Origin of the sequence: Enterobacter sp. KB-280D8, from assembly GCF_041399405.1 — a bacterium.
Taxonomy (GTDB): domain Bacteria; phylum Pseudomonadota; class Gammaproteobacteria; order Enterobacterales; family Enterobacteriaceae; genus Enterobacter; species Enterobacter cloacae_N.
The window spans coordinates 168,318-184,076 of record NZ_JBGKEC010000001.1; the positions used below are offsets into that span (position 1 = coordinate 168,318).

Consider the following 15,759-nt stretch of genomic DNA (forward strand, 5'->3'; position numbering starts at 1 on the left):
CTTCTCTCACCCTTATCACGCAATTTTGGATTGCGGCACGCCAGGAAAACGACACGGGACGTCAGGAGGGGGTCAATGGCCGGTACGCTAATAAATTTAGCGTGGAATTTTGGCCTATCTTGATGAAAAGGGGAAGAGGTAAAGTGGTTATCAGTATAAATCCAGGAAGATTTTTGACGGAATCTGTGCAAAAATGAGCAAGCTCACTTTTCGTGGGGGGATTAAAAGGAGAAAAATTGATGAGTTCCGATCTGAAGTTTTCGCTGTTCACCACCGTTGTTGTGCTGGCTCTGATTGTCGCGGCCGGTCTGACGGCTGCACTGCACTGATTTACGCGGAGGGAGATCCTTCTCCCTCCCCATCGCCGCGATTGTTACTTCTCTGGCAAAAATCTTTTGCCATTTTGTTAACTTCTCATTTTTTGTGATTGATGTCATGCTTTCTGCTTCTTTGTTCTGTGTCACCACATGACACGGCATCCGGAGTTGACGCATGAAAATCAATTTTCCCCTGCTGGCCCTGGCGATTGGCGCTTTTGGGATTGGCACCACTGAATTCTCCCCGATGGGGTTACTGCCTGTTATTGCCCGGGGCGTAGACGTCTCGATCCCTGCGGCAGGCATGTTAATCAGCGCTTACGCCATCGGCGTGATGGTGGGGGCGCCGCTGATGACGCTTCTGCTTTCTCACCGGGCGCGCCGCAATGCGCTGATTTTCCTGATGGCGATTTTCACTCTGGGCAACGTGCTTTCGGCCATTTCGCCGGACTACACCACCCTGATGCTGTCGCGCATTCTGACCAGCCTGAACCACGGCGCGTTCTTTGGGCTGGGCTCGGTCGTGGCCGCAAGCGTAGTGCCAAAACACAAGCAGGCAAGCGCTGTAGCGACCATGTTTATGGGGCTGACGATTGCCAACATTGGCGGGGTGCCGGCGGCAACCTGGCTGGGGGAAGCGATCGGCTGGCGTATGTCCTTCCTGGCGACGGCCGGGCTGGGCGTGGTCGCGATGGTGGCGTTGTTCTTCTCTCTGCCGAAAGGCAGCGCAGGAGAACGTCCGGAAGTGCGTAAAGAGCTGGCGGTGCTGATGCGCCCGCAGGTGCTCTCCGCGCTGCTCACCACGGTGCTGGGGGCAGGGGCGATGTTTACCCTCTACACCTATATTTCACCGGTGCTGCACGATATCACCCACGCAACGCCTCTTTTCGTTACCGCGATGCTGGTGCTGATTGGCGTCGGCTTCTCGATCGGCAACTATCTCGGCGGGAAATTTGCTGACCGTTCCGTGAGCGGGACGCTGAAAGGCTTCTTAACCCTGCTGATTGTCATTATGGTTGCTATCCCGTGGCTGGCGCGTAATGAGTTCGGAGCGGCGATTGCGATGGTCGTCTGGGGGGCCGCAACCTTTGCCGTGGTGCCGCCGCTGCAGATGCGCGTGATGCGTGTCGCCCATGAGGCGCCGGGCCTCTCGTCTTCCGTGAATATCGGGGCGTTCAATCTCGGCAATGCGCTGGGCGCAGCCGCCGGAGGCGCCGTGATTTCAGGTGGTCTGGGGTACAGTTTTGTGCCGGTGATGGGGGCCATTATTGCCGCGCTCGGCCTGCTGCTGGTAATGATGTCCGGCCGTAAACAGCCTGAAGCCGTTTGCACGGCGGAATAAGCAAAAACGCAGAAGGGCGAACCCTTCTGCGTGTCTTTTACGCGGCGAAATTCTTCGCGACAAATTCCCAGTTAACCAGCGCCCAGAAGTGTTCCAGGTAGTTCGGGCGCGCGTTGCGGTAATCAATGTAGTAAGCGTGTTCCCACACGTCCACGGTCATCAGCGGCGTAGCGCTGGTGGTCAGCGGAGTGCCCGCGTTAGACGTGGACACGATAGCCAGTTTGCCATCCGCCTCTTTTACCAGCCACGTCCAGCCAGAACCGAAGTTCTTGATGGCTGCATCGGTAAACTTCGTCTTAAACTCGGCGAAGCTGCCAAAAGCGGCGTTAATCGCGGCCGCCAGCTCACCGGCAGGTTCGCCACCGGCATTGGGTGCCAGGCAGTGCCAGTAGAAGGTGTGGTTCCACACCTGAGCCGCGTTGTTAAAAACGCCACCCTCTGAGCTGCGAACGATCTCTTCCAGCGTTTTGCCTTCGAAATCGGTGCCCTTGATCAGGTTGTTCAGGTTGGTGACGTACGTCTGGTGATGTTTGCCGTAATGATATTCCAGGGTTTCCGCTGAAATGTGCGGTGCCAGGGCGTCTTTTGCATACGGTAGTGCAGGTAATTCGAACGACATTGCTTCTCTCCTTATTGTATTTTGCGTTGCCAATAACCACACAGACAACAGGGACAGGATAGCAAATTGAAAGGGTATGCAAAAGAGGAACTTACCCTGCCACGGATGTGGCAGGGCAGGGATTAGCGAATGGTTTTTGGCGTCATCACGCGACGCGCGCCGACGTAGTGGCGCATCCAGTAGTCTTCACTGAGCGAGGTGATCTGAATATCCTGGCCGCTGCGCGGTGACTGGATGAATTTCCCGTTGCCAACGTAGACGCCGACGTGGTCAGCCGTGCCGCGACCCTGGGTACGGAAGAAGACCAAATCGCCGTTTTCCAGCTCCCCACGGTTAACCGGTGACGCATCGCGCAGGTGATACATCTCGTTGGCGGTACGCGGAATGCGGAATTTAACCAGATCTTTATAGGCGTAATAGACGAGGCCGCTGCAGTCGAAACCGGTGCGCGGCGAGCTGCCGCCCCAGCGATAAGGTTTGCCAATCTGTCCCATCAGCTTATTCATCGCGGTTTTTTGCGCTTTTTGCACACGCACTTTATGCACATCCGCCAGTTTCGTCACCTTCGTGCATTTTGCTTTATGCCCTTTACGGGTAATGCATTTTTCTGTAACGAGGTTAGCGGCGGTCAGCGAAGCTTTATTTTTGGTGGTGCGGGTAGTGCGGGAAGATTTTGTTTTCGTCTTGCTGGAAGCGGTCTGTTTAGTCTGAGCGGTGGTTTTTTTCTTGACGTTCTTAGTGGTGGTTTTTTTCTTACGTTCTGTGGCTTTTACCAGATGGCTTTTTTGTACAGCAGATTGCCGCGCCTGCTGAGAGGCGTTTGCCGCTGGCGTGAAAGTGAGTGAAGTAAACAGTAAAGCACAGAGCGTGATCGAGATTTTAGTTATCCGCGCCACTGGGCAGTCCCCTGATATATGCAGGTCATCAATAATACCCGCGTGTGATTTACAAAGCCCGTCGATTCTAATCCATAAAAACCCGAGAAGTTAATAGCATTTTTCAATCTAAAAACCTGTTTCGTTAGCAAGTGCAAAAAAAATCATCGTTCTGCCGCACAATTGTTCACTCCCTAAGCAAAACCCTGACGGTCGCAGGGGTAAACACCATTTGCAATGCAACTTTTGTAGAGTCGCGGTAAAATATATAAACGTGACGAAAATGTTATTTTCCGATGCCAGCCTGACCCGCTACAATGTCAGACTATTGCCGTAACAGAAGTTAAAGGAAGCAAGACATGAGCACCACTATTGAAAAAATCCAGCGCCAGATCGCTGAAAACCAGATTCTGCTGTATATGAAAGGTTCTCCGAAGCTGCCAAGCTGCGGCTTTTCCGCGCAAGCGGTTCAGGCGCTGTCAGCCTGTGGTGAGCGTTTTGCTTACGTTGATATCCTGCAGAACCCGGACATCCGCGCAGAGCTGCCAAAATACGCTAACTGGCCGACTTTCCCGCAGCTGTGGGTTGACGGCGAACTGGTTGGCGGCTGCGATATCCTGATTGAGATGTATCAGCGCGGCGAACTGCAGCAGCTGATCAAAGAGACGGCGGCGAAGTACAAAACGGAAGAGCCAGACGCTGAGTAATTTTCTGCGTTAATAAAAAAGCGACCTGATAAGGTCGCTTTTTTTTATTCTTCACTGTCGCCCATCGGCAGCGGCCAACCGCCCAGACGCTTCCAGCGGTTGACGATCTCACAGAACAGCTCTGCGGTGCGCTCCGTGTCGTATAAGGCGGAGTGTGCCTGGGTGCCGTCAAACGGTATACCCGCCGTAATGCAGGCCTTTGATAACACAGTTTGTCCCAGCGCCAGGCCGCTCAGCGCGGCGGTGTCGAAGGTCACGAACGGGTGGAAAGGGTTGCGCTTGAGCGACGCGCGCTCGGCTGCAGCCATGGTAAAGCTGTGATCGAAGGTGGCGTTATGGGCCACCATGATGGCGCGGCTGCAGTTGCTCTCTTTCATGCCTTTACGCACCATTTTAAAAATGGCGTGCAGCGCATCATATTCGCTGACTGCACCGCGCAGCGGGTTATGCGGATCGATACCGTTAAACGCCAGCGCCTCCGGCTGTAAGTTTGCCCCTTCGAAAGGTTCAACGTGGAAATGCAGCGTGGTGTCCGGTGTAAGCCAGCCCTGTTCATCCATCTTCAGCGTGATGGCGGCAATTTCAAGCAGCGCATCGGTTTTAGCGTTAAATCCGGCTGTTTCTACATCAATGACAACGGGATAAAAACCACGAAAACGGTCGCACAGACCGCTAAATTGAGCGTTATCGGACATCAGGGTCTCTTACCAGGGAAAAAGCAGAGCGCATTATGGCAAATTTTGCGGGGGGATGCAGTAAAACTACGGGCGCATGTTGCGCCCTGAGGGATCAGTTGCCCAGACCGCGACCCGCGTCTTTGGCTTCAATCAGCTCGATCTTGTAACCGTCCGGATCTTCAACAAACGCAATCACGGTGGTGCCGCCTTTTACCGGGCCCGCTTCGCGCGTGACGTTACCGCCATTTTTGCGAATGCGTTCGCACGCTTCGGCCGCGTTGTCCACTTCCAGCGCGATATGGCCATAGGCGGTACCCAGCTCATAGCTGTCCACGCCCCAGTTGTAGGTCAGCTCAATGACCGATTCATCCGTTTCCGGGCCGTAACCCACGAACGCCAGCGAGTATTTGTATTCCGGGTTTTCGCTGGTGCGCAGCAGCTTCATGCCCAGGACGTTAGTGTAGAAATCGATCGAACGTTGCAGGTCGCCAACGCGCAGCATGGTGTGAAGTAGGCGCATAATTTCCTCATTAACCAATGGAATAGACTATTTTTTTGAACAGAAACGATGTTTTAGTATAGCGGCGAAGTGTCGCCGCTATCAATGAACAATGGCGAGATTACAGAGAAGGATAGTCGGTGTAGCCTTCCGCGCCGCCGCCGTAGAAGCTCTCAGGACGCTGCGGGTTCAGGGCCGCTTTCTGCTGCAGACGGGCTACCAGATCCGGGTTGGCAATATAGTCGCGGCCAAATGCCACGGCGTCGATCAGCCCTTTATTAATCAGGTCTTCGGCTTTCTCTGGGGTATAAGCACCCGCACCGATGATCACCCCGTGGAAGCGCTCGCGCACTTTCTGACGGAAGGCTTCTGTGTAAGGCTTGCCGCCAGCCCAGTCCGGCTCGGACATGTGCAGATAAGCGATGCCACGTTTAGCCAGTTCTTCGATCAGGTACAGGGCATCGGCTTCTTCGTTCGGACCGTTGTCGACGTTCTGGAAAGAACCGATTGGGGAGACGCGGATCCCGATACGTTCCGGGCTCCACTCCTGGCAGACGGCGTCAACCACTTCCAGCACCAGGCGAGCGCGGTTTTCGACACTGCCGCCGTACTGGTCGGTGCGATGGTTAGACGACGGTGACAGGAACTGGTGCAGCAGGTAACCGTGCGCGGAGTGCAGCTCAACCAGGTCAAAACCGGCTTCACGGGCGTTGGCTACGGCCTGGCGGAAATCGTTCACGATACCCGGGATCTCGTCCAGCTCAAGCGCGCGTGGCGTAGAGGTATCGACGCGGATCGCGTTGCCGTTTTCATCGCGCAGCGAGGTACGGGTATTCGCATTCAGGGCAGAGGCTGAAACCGGTGCCTGACCGCCAGGCTGAATGCTGCTGTGGGAGATACGACCGGTATGCCACAGCTGGACCGCAATGCGACCCTCTTCAGCGTGAACACCCGTGGTGATTTTCTGCCATGCGGCGATCTGCTCCGGGCTGTGCAGCCCCGGTGCACCCGCATATCCCTTGGCCTGAGCAGAAATCTGCGTGGCTTCGGTGATAATCAGGCCAGAGCTGGCGCGCTGACGATAGTATTCACCCATCAGTGGGGTTGGGATGTCACCCGGCTCAATGCTGCGCAGACGGGTAAGCGGAGCCATAAACACGCGGTTTGGCGCGGTGACGGCACCCACTTTTAAAGGGGTAAATAATTTTTCAGCTGACATAAAGACTCCTGAGTAGACCAGTCGACTAGTAATAATGGAAATAAAAACGCCTGCTAAGCGCCAGGCGCAGTAATCGTACTTTTCACATGCGCCAGCGCGCTTTCGAGCGGCACGGCACTGCGAGAAATTTTAGCCTGCAGGTTGGCCCCTAACCAGAGAGAGTAGAGCACCTGAGCCTGCGTTAAGGGATCGCCGGGGAAGGCGAGCGTATTTTCTTCGCGCCCCTTCGCCAGCGCCTGTGCCAGAAGGGCGATAACGCCGCTGGCGCCTTTATCCATCGCCGCGCGCATATCTTCTGAGAGATCGCACACTTCGGCAGAGAGTTTAACCGTCAGGCATCCGCTGATAATGCCCTGCTGACAAAACTGGTTCAGCGTTTCCTGATAGTAGTTCAGAACACGATCCCGATAGTTACCTTTCCCTGTGGCGAAGTGGGTCGCGAGGCGCTGGTGGTAGGCAGCATAGTGCCGCTCCAGCATCGCCACGCCAAAGGCCTCTTTGGACCGGAAGTAGTGATAGAACGACCCTTTCGGTACCTCAGCGGTTTTTAATAGCTCGCTCAGCCCCATACCGGTAAAGCCGCGGTGCATGCACAGCCGCTCGCCGGTCGCCAGGAGATGTTCGCGGGTATCGTGTTCAGTATTTCTGCTCATGGATTCACTCTAATAGACCGTTCGGTCTAATGCAAGCTCTGTTACTGGCGACACGCGTTCAGAATGTCCAGCTGTTGCTGATAAACGCTTGATTTAACGTCCATCATGCCCAGCACCGTCGAGAACAAATTGTCCTGCGAAACCGCATTTTTTGCTGCGTGGTCGCGTAAACACTGCTCGTTGATGCCAAAGTTTTTCGCATAGTCCGGGGACAGCCAGAACATAAACGGAATGTGCGTCTGCTGCTCCGGCGCCAGCATGTACGGCGTGCCGTGCAGATAAATACCGCTCTCACCGAGCGATTCCCCGTGATCCGAGAGGTAAATCAGCGCGGTGTTCATGTTCGCCTGACGGGCTTTCAGTGCGTCAATGGTTTTGCTGACCATGCTGTCGGTATACAGAATGGTATTGTCATAGGTGTTCATCAGCGCCTGATGATCGCAATCCTGAATCTCATTGGTATCGCAGGTGGGGGTGAATTTACGGAAATTATCCGGGTAACGGCGATAGTACGCCGGGCCGTGGCTACCCATCAGATGGATAACCAGCACCGTGTCCTGCTTCAGACCGTCCAGCACGTTGTCCAGGCGGTAGAAATTCACGTCATCAATACAGGATTGGTCTTTGCAGAACTGATCCAGCTTCCACTGCGTCATGTCGGTATGGGGAATACGATCGCACGCGCCTTTACAGCCACCGTCGTTGTCGCGCCACAGGAGGTTGAAACCCGCATGCTTGAGCACGTCAAGCAGGCCTTCCTGATGGTGCGCCAGGTCGGCATCGTATTTGCTGCGCGTCATACCGGAGAACATGCAGGGAACGGATACGGCGGTTTCAGTGCCGCACGACGAGGCCTGGGGGAAGTTGATCACATCCTGCTTTTTCAGTTCGGGGTTGGTTTCACGCCCGTAGCCATTCAGGGAGTAGTTCGCCGCGCGCGACGCTTCGCCGATGACCAGCACCAGAACGGTTTTCTTATGCTGACCCGAAATCAGCGCGCCTTTGTGCGCATCTTCGCCAATCCGCACCAGCGTTTGATCGCCGGCAAACCAGCGCATTTTGCTGTATTTCACCACGGCGCTGACGTAGTTCGCCGGGGTGACCATTTTGACGATGCTTTTATTATTGCGGAACAGCGAGGCGTAATCTTTATAAAACACGGCGGCGATAAGAATAATCACCAGAAGGGCACCGAGCATCGCAGCAACGCGCGTCAGCAGGGCGTACCACCATTTTCCGGTACGAATACGGGTCAGCGCCAGCACCAGGGATGGAACAAGACCGGCTATGACAATCCACAGAATCATCTGCGGGGTCACCAGGGCGGTGGCTTCCTGGGAGTTAGTTTCGAACACGTTCACAATCATGTTTTGATCGATGACCGCGCCGTAGGTAAACATAAAATAAGTTGCCGCAGCGCACCCGACGGTTAAGACGATCAGCAGCGGCTTGCGGATATACGGAATATTGAGCAGGCTAAAAACAATCACCCAGCCACAAAACAGCACCACCGGTACGGACGCGGCAAAGAGAATGTCGTGTAGATGAGCAGGGGCAATAATGGCCCAGCTGCGCTGAATAAACAGCCCGTTTAGCAGCGTAAAGAAGAGTGCACAGCCCAGAGTGAATTTAATGTCGTTACACTGTAACTTTTTACTTAACCACATCGATCGCAAAACCTGTCATTGTATTGATGCGGCGAGTATAGAGAGTGAAGATTAGTGAAACCTTAATGCCATAAAACTGTGGTAAAGCCCTTGCACGCGGCGCTGTTAGCGTCTTCACTGTAGGTGAGAGTGGTTAACCGGAGGTGAGTGTGGCAGAGCAACTGGAGTTTTTCCCCATCCAGAGCCCGTGCCGGGGGATTTGTCAGGTAGATGAGCGCGGTTATTGCCGCGGATGCATGCGTACCCGTGACGAGCGTTTTAACTGGCAAAACTTCAGCGACACGCAAAAGCAGGAGGTGCTCCGCCTCTGCCGGCAGCGACTTCTGCGCAAAATCCGCGCAAACAAAGCCAGCGAGGCCGAAGAACCCCAGCAACCTTCACTGTTTTAATGCGGTAATTGCGTATACTCATGACATCACGTCCTTGAGGAAAATGTTATGGTTCAGCGAATTACCCTTGCCCCCCAGGGGCCAGAATTCTCCCGTTTTGTGATGGGCTACTGGCGCCTGATGGACTGGAATATGTCCCCCCTCCAGCTGGCAAGCTTTATTGAAGAGCACCTCGATTTAGGCATCACCACGGTCGATCATGCGGATATTTACGGAGGCTATCAGTGCGAGGCCGCCTTTGGCGAGGCGCTCAAGCTGGTTCCGGCGCTGCGCGATCGCATGGAGATCGTCACAAAATGTGGTATTGCCACCACGGCCAAACCTGAACATGCCCTCGGTCATTACATCACCGACAGCGCCCATATCATCAAGAGCGCCGAGCAGTCTCTGGTCAATCTGGCAACCGATCGTATCGACCTGCTGCTGATTCACCGTCCTGACCCGTTGATGGATGCCGATGAGGTGGCGGAAGCCTTCCTGAGCCTGCATCAGAGCGGGAAAGTGCGACACTTCGGCGTCTCCAACTTTACCCCGGCCCAGTTTGCGCTGCTTCAGTCTCGTCTGCCGTTTACCCTGGCCACTAACCAGGTTGAGATCTCCCCGGTACACCAGCCGCTGCTGCTGGACGGTACGCTCGATCAGCTGCAGCAGCTGCGCATTCGCCCGATGGCCTGGTCCTGCCTGGGCGGTGGACGCCTGTTTAATGACGAGGCGTTCCAGCCGCTGCGCAATGAGCTGGAAACCATCGCCCGCGAGCTGAACGCGGAGAGTATCGAACAGGTGGTTTATGCCTGGATCCTGCGTCTCCCGTCAAAACCGCTGCCGATTATTGGCTCCGGAAAAATTGAACGCGTCCGTTCCGCTCTGGCCGCCGAAGAGCTGCAGATGACCCGCCAGCAGTGGTTCCGCATCCGCAAGGCCGCGCTGGGTTACGACGTGCCATAAACCGCCAGATGGTGACTTTCCGGTGAAATCTGTGCCCCTGGTATACACTTAAGGGGCAAAAAATAACCCGCGGAGGTCATTATGAAGCGTTTTGCTCTGGCAATGGTCGCGCTGGTTGTTTGCGCAGGGGCGCAGGCAGCCAGCGACGAAGTAGAAATGAATCTCGTCACCTCACAGGGGGTGGGTCAGTCAATCGGGACGGTGAAAATCACTGAGACCGATAAAGGGCTGGAATTCGCACCCGACCTTAAAGCACTCCCGCCGGGCGAACACGGCTTTCACGTTCATGCCAAAGGGAGCTGTCAGCCAGCCATTAAAGAGGGTAAACCGTCGGCGGCGGAAGCAGCAGGGGGCCACCTCGACCCGCAGAACTCAGGTAAACATGAAGGGCCTGACGGAATGGGGCACCTGGGCGACTTGCCGGTGCTGGTGGTAAACAATGACGGTAAAGCCACGGATCCGGTCGTGGCCCCGCGGCTTAAAAAGCTGGATGAGGTCAAAGGCAAAGCGCTGATGATCCATGTGGGCGGGGATAACATGTCCGATCAGCCTAAACCGCTTGGCGGCGGTGGGGCACGCTATGCCTGCGGCGTAATCTGATCTCCAATCGTGCCCGGCGGTGGCGCCTGCTCGAGCTGCGACAGCGAGCAGTGCAGGCGCCAGATAATCGAGGCCAAATCGCGGGCTGCGGGCAGGTGATGCCGTGCAAGGGTATCGCAGATGCGCTGCAGTTCAGCAAGCGTGGCCTCCAGCGGACGCTGCTGAACCCCGCGCTCGCTCATGACATCGCGCAGCAGGGAAATGCAAACGTCACGCACCTGCGACAGCGGATCGGAACGCGTTTCCCACGCGCGAAGCTGCCAGACTACATGTGAACAGTTCAACAGCACCACGCCCCAGCGCAGCAGCCAGCGGCGGGAAAGCGCGTCCTGGCTGTTATTTAACTGGCTGACGTGGTGATACACCAGCGATTCATACTCGCTTTCACGCAGATGCGGTTTGCGGCTGAGTTGGTCGACAAACCCTCTGCGCAACTCCCGAATATGCCTGCGGCTTTTGCGCGCGTCAGAGCCGGGACGCAACACCGCGAAGGCCAGCCACGCCAGCCCCACGCCCAGGATCTTCGCCAGGTTGTCATTGAGAAAGTCGGCGTAATCGTAAACCGGCGGATTCGTCACGGAGATAAACGAGCCCATAAAGACAATCAGCTGTCCCCAGAGGCCCGCCAGTTTCGGCATTTGCAGCTTAAGTAGCTGCATGGTAGTTAACAGCGGAAACAGGAACAGCAGAAACTGCCAGAGATCGCTTATCTGCACCATCAGGCCAAACTTCACCACAAAACTGAACAGTGACAGCAACACCAGCGTTCGCAGCAGCAGCGTAAGGGAGTTAAACGGCGAGGCCGCGACGGAGTATAGCACGCAGCTGATGGCGGCCAGCGTCAGGGCCGCCGAACCGGACTCCCACTGCGTGGTGATGCTCCATGCCCCCACCAGCATCAGCGCGCAGAAGGTGCGAAAACCGCTCCACAGCGCTTCCAGATAATCGGTGTGCCGCGCGAGAGCCGGGCTGCCGGGAACGGTGAACTCAGTGACCGGGGTGGCATTCTCTACCGCCTTAATCCAGCGGCTGCTGCGCAGGTATAGACGGCAAAAATAATTCAGACGCTGCCAGAAGGCGCGATGGCGGTAATCATATTCATCCACCGGAGCGAGCGGGGCAATGATCTTCGCAACGGTGTAGATATCTGCATCCGGGCGGGCAAGCGCCGCGAGCAGCGTTTCGATCACGGCGCGCGTGTTTTCCGGCGGCGTTGACCAGTTGAGCAGCATCCGGCGCAGGCTGGAGATGGCGCTGGTCATGCGCAGCTGCTGGTGCAGCAAATAGTTAAGCAGGGTGTTCTGACGGCGAAAACGGTAATGGCTCCAGAAAGCCTGAATCCGCAACAGATTCATGGTCAGGATCTGCCCGATAACCTGTTCATGCGCGAGGCGGATGTCATCGCTGGTATCCGGTTGCCACAGCAGGCTCGCGTGTTCCAGCAGCCGGGTATGCATGGTTTTCAGCGCTGTGATAAGCGCGGTCCCGTCGGAGGTGCTGGGCAGGACCATCATCATAAATCCGCCGCAGAGGATCCCGACAATCACTTCGCAGACGCGCGCCTGAGCGATATCCCACAGCTCGGTAGTGTCGAGCACGTTGACGACCGGGAAGGCGATAATGGCGGCCGTATAGCCCGCCAGCTGAAAAGCGTAGGCGACGTTATTGGTGAAATGGGCGCAGGCCCATGTACAGCATCCCAGCCATGCCGCCATGCTCAGCAGGAACAGCCACGGATCGTTCAGCGTGTGGCCCGCGATAATTAACGCCGCGGTGGCACCCAGCAGGCTGCCTGCGATACGGCCAAGGCTTTTGCTGATCACTCCGCCAACGGTCGGGAAACTCACCACCGCCGCGGAGGTCATCGCCCAGTAGGGTTCGTCCAGGTTCAGGTAATAGGCGACGGTCAGCGCCAGGCACATGGCTATGCCGTTACGCAGCGCGTAGCGCCACTGGGGACGCGTCGCTTTCATCCACGGCGTGTTTTGCCAGGAGAGCGCCTGCAGCTTCATTAACGGGTTCCGATGGAGACAGTGCAGGTGGTGCCGGATACCAGCGTGATGTCCTCGGGTAAATGGTCAAACTCCACGCGCACAGGCACGCGTTGAGCCAGGCGCACCCACGGTACATTCGGTTTGATGTCCGGCACCAGCCCGGAATCGGTTTCAACGCTTTGATCGTAAATGGCGCGGCCAATGCTGGATACGTGACCCCGTAACTTCTGCGAGCCGCTGTAAAGCGTTATGGCGGCGGGTGCGCCTTCACGGATGTGCCGAAGCTTGGTCTCTTCGAAATAGCCCACTACGTAGAAGGAGTGGCTGTCGACGAGGGCAAAAATCGGCTGGCCGGTGGTGGCATAATTCCCCACGCGGGCGGAGAGGTTGGTCACCCATCCGTCGACGGGGGCGGTAATCACGGTTTGAGTCAGCTCCCACTGCGCTTGCTTCAGCGTCGCCTCTGCCGCGTTAACGCTCGCCTGCATCGCCTTAACGTTGATGTTGGCGGTATCCAAATCTTCCGCAGAGATGTAGTTTTTCGACAGATGACGGCGGCGGTTGGCCTCGTTGTTGGCCTTTGCCAGATCGGACTGGGCTTTCGCCAGCTGTGCCTGGGCGTTCAAAATCGCAATATGGTACGGGGTGTCGTCGATGCGGAATAACACCTCTCCCTTTTTAACGTACTGGTTATCCTTAATCAGCAGCGACGTAATGCTTCCTGACACCTGCGGGGTGATGCTGACCTGCTCAGCGCGAATTTTACCGTCGCGGGTCCAGGGGGACTGCATATAGAAATTCCACAACCACCAGCCAGCGACCAGGGCGAGGACCAGGACAAACAGGGTGGAAAAGTACTTCAGCGTTTTCAGAGGCATATTCACCACACGATCAGAACAGCAAGGCCCAGGCACACGGAGAGGGCAAACAGGGAGAGATCCATCAGCATGGGATGCCAGATTTCGCCGGAGTACATCCAGTCGCGAAGCAGGCGATGCGCGATGAGCCAAAGAATAAAGCCCACCAGCACGGCTTTAAACAGAGGGGGAAAGTAGACTGACGCACCGAAGATCAGGTCCTGGAGGGGTAAACCCTCTGAGCGATGAAAAAAGGTCACGAGCAGAGATCCTTTGCAGTGAACAGAATGCCGCGTTGGCTTGTCTGAGTATGAAGAAGCATCACGATTCAGTGTAAGTCATACTTTTGAGTTAGATGAATGCAGTATTGCATTTGTTTTGCCAATACAAATGCTGCACACTATTCTAAAATCAGTATAATAACTTAGCAAGCTAATTATAAGGAGATGAAATTGGAATCGCCATTAGGTTCTGATCTGGCAAGGTTGGTACGCGTCTGGCGTGCTCTGATTGACCATCGCCTGAAACCTCTGGAACTGACACAGACGCATTGGGTCACGTTGCACAACATTCATCAGCTGCCGCCCGACCAGTCGCAAATTCAACTGGCTAAAGCGATAGGCATTGAGCAACCGTCGCTGGTGCGCACGCTTGACCAGCTGGAAGAGAAGGGACTGATCTCCCGACAAACCTGCGCCAGCGATCGTCGCGCCAAGCGGATTAAGCTGACCGAGAAAGCGGCTCCTATCATCACTGAAATGGAAGCCGTAATTACCAAAACGCGCGGTGAAATCCTTTCAGGGGTTTCACCGGCGGAGCTGGAAATGCTCATCAGCCTGATTGCACGCCTTGAGCAAAACATCCATGAGCTGCAGTCTCGCGACTGACAAACACCAGGCCTTGCAGCAGCAAGGCCTTTTTATTACGTAAAGACGACCACCCGATTACGGCCGGTCTCTTTCGCTTCATACATCGCCTTGTCGGCACTTTCCACGCACGTTTCAGCGGTTATGGATGATGAGGTTGCCGTGAATACCCCCATGCTGATGGTAATCGGCTCCGGTAACTGTCCCCCGCTTCTGGCTTTATCAAAGCTGCTTAGCTTTAACCGTATACGTTCCGCCACCTGACATGCTGCCTCAGAGGAGGTGTTTGCCAGCATCAGGACAAATTCTTCGCCACCGATTCGCGCCGCGATGTCCTGCGGGCGCACGGAATCCATCAGCAGATTGGCGACAAACTGCAGGACTTTGTCTCCCTGAAGGTGACCATAGTTATCGTTGATGCGCTTGAAGCGATCGAGATCGCTGACGATAACCGAAACGGGCCGGCTGGATTTCGCGATCTCCAGCGCCTGGTTTAACGATTCATAAAAATAGCTGCGGTTATAAAGGCGCGTGAGCGGATCGCGAATCGAATTCTGATACGACTGCTGATATTTTAAATGAGAATCACGGTACAGCATGAAAACGTCGTAAAGCAGAACAAAAATAATCATCAGCGTAGCGACGGTTTCAAATAGCCGGGCGCGATACCACGATATATCTTCAGCATGTCCGCCCACTAACAGCATTACGAGCGTAACGATATAGCACACGCACAGAAAATTACCGCCCACCCAGAACAGATTACGCACCCGCGTAATAAACATCAGGCTTGCTAATGTTACAACCCAGAGAACAATTAATGAAATATTGATGCAATGGCTCCACAGAACCATAAACTGCCGCGTTTCATTATCAACCAGGTCGATGGATAAAAACGCAGAATGGCTGGAATATAGCCAGGCTAACAGTACGCCACAGACGGTAAACAGAAATATACCGCTGACGATGGCGATATGGGCTGCACGGGAAAAGGACTGATTCCGTGTGGGATAGAGTAATGCCGAAGCGATCATCAGCACAGCCATTAAGAGATGGCGGAACATATAGTAGATCATCGCATCGTTGTAGTTAACGACGTTAAACTGATAGAGGTCAAGCCATGCTGGAAAGCTGGACAGCGTTCCGACCATCAGCAGTGCCGAACCGGCAAAGGCAAAGGCGATCGCAATCAGATAGAGCCGCCTCTTATCGCACCAGTATTTCATAGCCATAAAACAGGCAATAAACAGGTGAAACACGAGTAAAAAAATGGTGAGCGTAGGGAACACAAGAGGCGAGAAGGATGGTACCCATTCAACCAATTTTGAAAAGAGAGCTTGTAGTATTCCGATAACGACAAGGCAACCGAAACAGAACGAGATATAACGACCTTTTAGACAAAGACTTTTCGCAAGCATATAAATTTTTACAAAATGAGAAATAATTTATGAAGAGGTAATTGCGAAGAGTCTAATCAATTAATGCAATAAATACTTTGCGCAGAAACAATATACGGTGAGGTTAATTATTGGT

The 15,759-nt window shown here is 54.9% G+C and carries 18 protein-coding genes; 7 read left to right on the plus strand and 11 right to left on the minus strand.

Features of this window, described 5'->3' with window-relative positions; translation table 11 throughout:
- The first annotated feature begins 239 nt into the window (after positions 1–239).
- Positions 240–329: a YnhF family membrane protein gene (locus AB8818_RS00905; RefSeq protein ID WP_008500596.1), complete on the plus strand. Its 90-nt coding sequence runs from the start codon at positions 240–242 to the stop codon at positions 327–329.
- Positions 330–492: 163 nt separating this feature from the next.
- Complete coding sequence (locus AB8818_RS00910) at positions 493–1,659, plus strand: MFS transporter (RefSeq protein ID WP_151413258.1); 1,167 nt, start codon at positions 493–495, stop codon at positions 1,657–1,659.
- Positions 1,660–1,696: 37 nt separating this feature from the next.
- Here the strand turns inward: AB8818_RS00910 and sodB are convergent, their stop codons facing one another.
- Both sodB and AB8818_RS00920 read right to left on the minus strand, forming a co-directional pair.
- A complete protein-coding gene (sodB, locus tag AB8818_RS00915; protein WP_116340394.1) occupies positions 1,697–2,278 on the minus strand; it encodes a superoxide dismutase [Fe] in 582 nt (193 codons plus the stop codon).
- Positions 2,279–2,400: 122 nt separating this feature from the next.
- Positions 2,401–3,174 carry a C40 family peptidase gene (locus AB8818_RS00920; RefSeq protein ID WP_166710884.1) on the minus strand — a complete coding sequence of 258 codons (774 nt, stop codon included), beginning with the start codon at positions 3,172–3,174 and terminating at the stop codon, positions 2,401–2,403.
- Positions 3,175–3,512: 338 nt separating this feature from the next.
- Here AB8818_RS00920 and grxD point away from each other — a divergent pair, with 338 nt between their 5' ends.
- Complete coding sequence (gene grxD / locus AB8818_RS00925; protein WP_371199731.1) at positions 3,513–3,860, plus strand: monothiol glutaredoxin 4; 348 nt, start codon at positions 3,513–3,515, stop codon at positions 3,858–3,860.
- A gap of 44 nt (positions 3,861–3,904) precedes the next feature.
- On the opposite strand, the gene rnt is transcribed toward grxD, so the two are convergent.
- From rnt to eptA, 5 genes are all read right to left on the minus strand, one after another.
- Positions 3,905–4,555: a ribonuclease T gene (gene rnt / locus AB8818_RS00930; RefSeq protein ID WP_061098432.1), complete on the minus strand. Its 651-nt coding sequence runs from the start codon at positions 4,553–4,555 to the stop codon at positions 3,905–3,907.
- Between the two features lie 94 nt (positions 4,556–4,649).
- Positions 4,650–5,057: a lactoylglutathione lyase gene (gene gloA / locus AB8818_RS00935; protein ID WP_166710886.1), complete on the minus strand. Its 408-nt coding sequence runs from the start codon at positions 5,055–5,057 to the stop codon at positions 4,650–4,652.
- 100 nt (positions 5,058–5,157) lie between these two features.
- On the minus strand, positions 5,158–6,255 hold the full coding sequence (locus AB8818_RS00940) for an alkene reductase (RefSeq protein ID WP_192981531.1): 1,098 nt from the start codon (positions 6,253–6,255) through the stop codon (positions 5,158–5,160).
- Between the two features lie 53 nt (positions 6,256–6,308).
- The gene (locus AB8818_RS00945) at positions 6,309–6,908 is read right to left on the minus strand and encodes a TetR/AcrR family transcriptional regulator (protein ID WP_116340388.1); all 600 of its coding nucleotides are present in this window, start codon (positions 6,906–6,908) and stop codon (positions 6,309–6,311) included.
- Between the two features lie 41 nt (positions 6,909–6,949).
- Positions 6,950–8,575 (minus strand): phosphoethanolamine transferase EptA, encoded by a 1,626-nt coding sequence (gene eptA, locus AB8818_RS00950; protein ID WP_163329032.1) that lies wholly within the window; start codon positions 8,573–8,575, stop codon positions 6,950–6,952.
- Between the two features lie 149 nt (positions 8,576–8,724).
- On the opposite strand from eptA, the gene AB8818_RS00955 reads away from it, so the two are divergent.
- From AB8818_RS00955 to sodC, 3 genes are all read left to right on the plus strand, one after another.
- The gene (locus tag AB8818_RS00955; protein WP_116340384.1) at positions 8,725–8,964 is read left to right on the plus strand and encodes a DUF1289 domain-containing protein; all 240 of its coding nucleotides are present in this window, start codon (positions 8,725–8,727) and stop codon (positions 8,962–8,964) included.
- 48 nt (positions 8,965–9,012) lie between these two features.
- Positions 9,013–9,909 carry an aldo/keto reductase family oxidoreductase gene (locus tag AB8818_RS00960; RefSeq protein WP_116340382.1) on the plus strand — a complete coding sequence of 299 codons (897 nt, stop codon included), beginning with the start codon at positions 9,013–9,015 and terminating at the stop codon, positions 9,907–9,909.
- Between the two features lie 81 nt (positions 9,910–9,990).
- The gene (gene sodC / locus AB8818_RS00965) at positions 9,991–10,509 is read left to right on the plus strand and encodes a superoxide dismutase [Cu-Zn] SodC (RefSeq protein ID WP_192981529.1); all 519 of its coding nucleotides are present in this window, start codon (positions 9,991–9,993) and stop codon (positions 10,507–10,509) included.
- On the opposite strand, the gene AB8818_RS00970 is transcribed toward sodC, so the two are convergent.
- Genes AB8818_RS00970 through AB8818_RS00980 form a run of 3 tightly spaced genes read right to left on the minus strand, consistent with a single transcriptional unit; the run spans position 10,488 to position 13,620 of the window.
- A complete protein-coding gene (locus tag AB8818_RS00970) occupies positions 10,488–12,521 on the minus strand; it encodes an FUSC family protein (RefSeq protein WP_192981526.1) in 2,034 nt (677 codons plus the stop codon). The two genes, sodC and AB8818_RS00970, sit on opposite strands and share 22 nt — an antisense overlap.
- The gene (locus tag AB8818_RS00975; protein WP_116340377.1) at positions 12,521–13,381 is read right to left on the minus strand and encodes an HlyD family secretion protein; all 861 of its coding nucleotides are present in this window, start codon (positions 13,379–13,381) and stop codon (positions 12,521–12,523) included. Before AB8818_RS00975 ends, AB8818_RS00970 begins: the two co-directional genes overlap by 1 nt.
- 2 nt (positions 13,382–13,383) lie before the next feature.
- Positions 13,384–13,620 (minus strand): DUF1656 domain-containing protein, encoded by a 237-nt coding sequence (locus tag AB8818_RS00980; RefSeq protein WP_039266199.1) that lies wholly within the window; start codon positions 13,618–13,620, stop codon positions 13,384–13,386.
- Between the two features lie 186 nt (positions 13,621–13,806).
- Between AB8818_RS00980 and slyA the strand changes: the two genes are divergently transcribed.
- Entirely contained in the window at positions 13,807–14,247 is a 441-nt protein-coding gene (slyA, locus tag AB8818_RS00985; RefSeq protein ID WP_021241135.1) for a transcriptional regulator SlyA, read from the plus strand.
- A gap of 35 nt (positions 14,248–14,282) precedes the next feature.
- On the opposite strand, the gene AB8818_RS00990 is transcribed toward slyA, so the two are convergent.
- Positions 14,283–15,644 carry a GGDEF domain-containing protein gene (locus AB8818_RS00990; RefSeq protein WP_192981523.1) on the minus strand — a complete coding sequence of 454 codons (1,362 nt, stop codon included), beginning with the start codon at positions 15,642–15,644 and terminating at the stop codon, positions 14,283–14,285.
- Positions 15,645–15,759: the final 115 nt, after the last annotated feature.

Bases quoted from the DNA above. Each gene is read 5' to 3' on its own strand.
- AB8818_RS00945 (WP_116340388.1), bottom strand. From the start codon at position 6,908: ATGAGCAGAAATACTGAACACGATACCCGCGAACATCTCCTGGCGACC.
- AB8818_RS00905 (WP_008500596.1), top strand. From the start codon at position 240: ATGAGTTCCGATCTGAAGTTTTCGCTGTTCACCACCGTTGTTGTGCTG.
- AB8818_RS00970 (WP_192981526.1), bottom strand. From the start codon at position 12,521: ATGAAGCTGCAGGCGCTCTCCTGGCAAAACACGCCGTGGATGAAAGCG.
- AB8818_RS00975 (WP_116340377.1), bottom strand. From the start codon at position 13,381: ATGCCTCTGAAAACGCTGAAGTACTTTTCCACCCTGTTTGTCCTGGTC.
- gloA (WP_166710886.1), bottom strand. From the start codon at position 5,057: ATGCGCCTACTTCACACCATGCTGCGCGTTGGCGACCTGCAACGTTCG.
- AB8818_RS00960 (WP_116340382.1), top strand. From the start codon at position 9,013: ATGGTTCAGCGAATTACCCTTGCCCCCCAGGGGCCAGAATTCTCCCGT.
- AB8818_RS00910 (WP_151413258.1), top strand. From the start codon at position 493: ATGAAAATCAATTTTCCCCTGCTGGCCCTGGCGATTGGCGCTTTTGGG.
- grxD (WP_371199731.1), top strand. From the start codon at position 3,513: ATGAGCACCACTATTGAAAAAATCCAGCGCCAGATCGCTGAAAACCAG.
- AB8818_RS00940 (WP_192981531.1), bottom strand. From the start codon at position 6,255: ATGTCAGCTGAAAAATTATTTACCCCTTTAAAAGTGGGTGCCGTCACC.
- sodC (WP_192981529.1), top strand. From the start codon at position 9,991: ATGAAGCGTTTTGCTCTGGCAATGGTCGCGCTGGTTGTTTGCGCAGGG.
- eptA (WP_163329032.1), bottom strand. From the start codon at position 8,575: ATGTGGTTAAGTAAAAAGTTACAGTGTAACGACATTAAATTCACTCTG.
- AB8818_RS00990 (WP_192981523.1), bottom strand. From the start codon at position 15,644: ATGCTTGCGAAAAGTCTTTGTCTAAAAGGTCGTTATATCTCGTTCTGT.
- sodB (WP_116340394.1), bottom strand. From the start codon at position 2,278: ATGTCGTTCGAATTACCTGCACTACCGTATGCAAAAGACGCCCTGGCA.
- rnt (WP_061098432.1), bottom strand. From the start codon at position 4,555: ATGTCCGATAACGCTCAATTTAGCGGTCTGTGCGACCGTTTTCGTGGT.
- slyA (WP_021241135.1), top strand. From the start codon at position 13,807: ATGAAATTGGAATCGCCATTAGGTTCTGATCTGGCAAGGTTGGTACGC.